Annotated in this window: 6 protein-coding genes; 1 reads left to right on the plus strand and 5 read right to left on the minus strand. The window is 54.6% G+C overall.

Going from position 1 to position 2,842, the window contains the following annotated elements; all coding sequences use genetic code 11:
* Both VSS37_RS07185 and VSS37_RS07190 read right to left on the minus strand, forming a co-directional pair.
* Positions 1-225 (minus strand): H-NS histone family protein (locus VSS37_RS07185; protein ID WP_324694124.1); only part of this gene is annotated, 225 nt, incomplete at its 3' end.
* 239 nt (positions 226-464) lie between these two features.
* Positions 465-719: a hypothetical protein gene (locus tag VSS37_RS07190; protein WP_324694125.1), complete on the minus strand. Its 255-nt coding sequence runs from the start codon at positions 717-719 to the stop codon at positions 465-467.
* Positions 720-824: 105 nt separating this feature from the next.
* Here VSS37_RS07190 and VSS37_RS07195 point away from each other — a divergent pair, with 105 nt between their 5' ends.
* Positions 825-1,868: a DNA-binding protein gene (locus tag VSS37_RS07195; RefSeq protein WP_324694126.1), complete on the plus strand. Its 1,044-nt coding sequence runs from the start codon at positions 825-827 to the stop codon at positions 1,866-1,868.
* Between the two features lie 28 nt (positions 1,869-1,896).
* Here the strand turns inward: VSS37_RS07195 and VSS37_RS07200 are convergent, their stop codons facing one another.
* Genes VSS37_RS07200 through VSS37_RS07210 form a run of 3 tightly spaced genes read right to left on the minus strand, consistent with a single transcriptional unit; the run spans position 1,897 to position 2,691 of the window.
* Positions 1,897-2,220, minus strand: coding sequence for a hypothetical protein (locus tag VSS37_RS07200; RefSeq protein ID WP_324694127.1), 324 nt, complete (start codon positions 2,218-2,220; stop codon positions 1,897-1,899).
* A complete protein-coding gene (locus VSS37_RS07205; protein WP_324694128.1) occupies positions 2,213-2,491 on the minus strand; it encodes a hypothetical protein in 279 nt (92 codons plus the stop codon). Before VSS37_RS07205 ends, VSS37_RS07200 begins: the two co-directional genes overlap by 8 nt.
* Positions 2,488-2,691, minus strand: coding sequence for a hypothetical protein (locus tag VSS37_RS07210; RefSeq protein ID WP_324694129.1), 204 nt, complete (start codon positions 2,689-2,691; stop codon positions 2,488-2,490). The genes VSS37_RS07205 and VSS37_RS07210 overlap by 4 nt, the downstream gene beginning before the upstream one ends.
* Positions 2,692-2,842: the final 151 nt, after the last annotated feature.

The following is a 2,842-nucleotide window of genomic DNA, read 5'->3' on the forward strand; positions in this document are numbered from 1 at the left end:
GTTATCCGGGTTGCGGTACTTAGCTTGAACAGCAGCACGCTTCTTGGAAGGGGTAGCCTGCATGACCTCTTCAAGAGTAAAACCTGACTCTGCTGCCATGTCCTCAAACGTCTCACGCAACCGGATCAATTCACTTTCACGGCGGCCACCGATGATACTTTCAATGCTGCCTTTTAATGCCGCAAGCTCGGCAACACTCAAATTGGATATATCAATACTGGACATGGAATACCTATCCTTCTGTCTTGGTTGAAAAAATTCATAACACTGCACCATCTGCCGACCGCATGGATCACTGACAGTCTGATACTCACCATTACACCATAGCTTTGCACGACCAATAGCCAAGCTACCCATAACCTATCCACAGAATCTGTGGATAACGCCGTGTATAAACGACACCCTAACCAGGAACCGCCCCAATAAAACAGTAGCATATCACGCATTGCTTACATATTAGGCAATCAACAAACACCAAGGCCGATACCATCAGTTTCCACCAGCCGATAACGGTGATTTGCCCGCCGCTTGCCAACCGCTTCCAGTTGCGCCTTCCCTTGCCAGAAACCTTCCAGCAATTCGGTCTTTGTACCACCCAGTTTCGTATCCAGTGAACCCCAATCCCTGACCATTACCCAATGCCCCAGCAAATCCTTATAGACGGATGCCCGGTAATAACGCCGCTTTTCAGGATGTACCCAGAGTCTGCTTGTATACATGGCTTCATGGTCGTAGCTGTTTTATTAAGTAAGTATGTTAAGTTAGTTTGTTATGTAAGTAAAGTTAATATATAATGGTCGGCAGACAAATCAGGAGCGCCCCACATGAAGCCAGCCACCTACACCAACGAGCAGATCATCGAAGCAGGGATGCAATTGCTGACGGATAAGAAACGGGTCACACCTTTTGCCATCCGCAACATTCTGGGAGGTGGCAATCCAGCCCGAATCAAAACCATCTGGGAAGAAAGCCAGCAAAATGCCCTGGAAGGGCAGGTGGTATCCCACCGGGTGGAATTGCCGACTGAATTTGCCGATGCACTGGATGCCACCAAGGGCAGCCTGGATGAGCTGGCCAAACGTATGTATGGCAGGGCACAGGAAATTGCCGAGTCCCGTGTACGTGAAAGCATTTCAGCCGCCCGCAAGGCCAAGGAAACCGCTGAGGTGGAAGTGGCGGAAGCGATGGACACCGTTGAACAACTGGACAGCGAGAATGCCCGCCTACAGGAAGCGGCGGAACAACTTCAGACGGAACTCAAACGGGTCAATGCCGACAACTCCCGCTTGCAGGAACGGCTGACGACCATGACCGACAAGGCCGAGAAGGCCACATTGGAAGCCAAAGATGAAAAAGCCCGTAACCGCGAACTGGAAAAACAGCTAACCGTCAACGAAACCCAAACCCGGATACTGGAAGGGCAGGTGAGGGAACACCAAACCACCATCAGCACCTTGCAGGACAAGCTGGAGGCCGCCAGCCAGACGCACCAACAGCTTGAGCTGGAAAACACCACCCTGAAAGCCGACCTGAAAAACGCCGAAAGCACCCAACAGGCACTGAATGGGCAACTCATCGCAGCTCAACAACAGCAAGACAGCCTGAGAACCGCACGGGATCAGGCAAGAGCAGGGCAGCAGGAAGTCCAGCAACAGCTTGCCATCCTCCAGACCCGGCTGGAGGATGCAGCCAGCAGAGAAGGGGAACTGAAACAACGGCTGGAGCAAAGCCAGCAGGCTGAAGAACAGGCCAAGGCAACCGCAGCGGAACTGAAAGGCAGGCTGGCAGCCCTGACCCCCGACGGCACGGCGGAAAATAAACCCGCACCCGGGCTTAACCCGGCTACCCTGCCAACCGGGGCAGGGTAGCCGCGCTCCGGGATACCCAAAAGGCTTGCTACTGACGGGAAACTGTCGGGTTGTAAGCGACAAATGAGCCGGTCACAAAGCGGAAACAATGCAACTGCGGGTCGTCAACCGCCTTGCGGTGCTGGTACTGCCGCCTGCCTTCACTGGCGGCATCCATCCAGTAGACCATCAACCCCCTCCATTGGCGCAGTTGCTGGCGGTGCTGGCGCAATGCCTGAAAACTGTCCGGTACATCTGCCCTGACCGTCATGGCCTGTAGGTGCTGGAAGTGTTCCCTTGCCTGCCTTGCCCGTTTCAGGTTTTCCCGGTGTGAATACCGTGTGCAGATTTTAGCTTGGTCTGGATTATCCATGCCCAACCTCCCCCTTATCCACCACCGCAACGATTGACTGCCCACCATCATCATGGTCAAACAGCTCCACCCGGATACCTTGGGCAAAATCAGCCATGACTGGCGCTTGCAACACACCGCCCCGGATTTCCAGCCGGATACCGTTTTGCCGCTGTGCCTGTTCCAGTGCAGCCACCAACCCGTAGGTATTCTTGAACCTGCCAGACAGCCGCGTATTGGGTAGCTGGTTCAGGGCATGGATCACATCATCCATCAGTTCCAGTACATTCATTGTTCACCTCCTTCGGGTTTCAGGAACATCCACCATTCAGATACCGCCAGTTGTTCACCTGTCACCGGGTGACGGTCGGTCAGGTCTGCCGTTGCCTCAAACCCTGCGGGTGGTCGGTAGCCCCGCACATCACCGTTACCATCCCACTTGAAACAGAACTCCCCACCGCCAAGGTGGTGTAGCTTTTCCATGTCTTGCATCGTCTTGTCCTCCTTTAAAAATGCCATGTCACAGCCGCACTGCGGCTTACGCCCTTCGGCGAGAACGGGGGAGGCTGCGTCAATGATGCCAGGCGGGGAGGGGGATCACCCGGCCTGCACAAGGGAACGGCAGTGAGCGCGGAAGGTTGGG

The organism is Candidatus Thiothrix phosphatis, assembly GCF_035668035.1.
Lineage (GTDB): Bacteria > Pseudomonadota > Gammaproteobacteria > Thiotrichales > Thiotrichaceae > Thiothrix > Thiothrix phosphatis.

What these genes read in the sequence shown, in the direction of transcription:
- VSS37_RS07205 (WP_324694128.1), bottom strand. Translation starts at nt 2,491, where the DNA reads ATGAATGTACTGGAACTGATGGATGATGTGATCCATGCCCTGAACCAG.
- VSS37_RS07200 (WP_324694127.1), bottom strand. Translation starts at nt 2,220, where the DNA reads ATGGATAATCCAGACCAAGCTAAAATCTGCACACGGTATTCACACCGG.
- VSS37_RS07210 (WP_324694129.1), bottom strand. Translation starts at nt 2,691, where the DNA reads ATGCAAGACATGGAAAAGCTACACCACCTTGGCGGTGGGGAGTTCTGT.
- VSS37_RS07190 (WP_324694125.1), bottom strand. Translation starts at nt 719, where the DNA reads ATGTATACAAGCAGACTCTGGGTACATCCTGAAAAGCGGCGTTATTAC.
- VSS37_RS07195 (WP_324694126.1), top strand. Translation starts at nt 825, where the DNA reads ATGAAGCCAGCCACCTACACCAACGAGCAGATCATCGAAGCAGGGATG.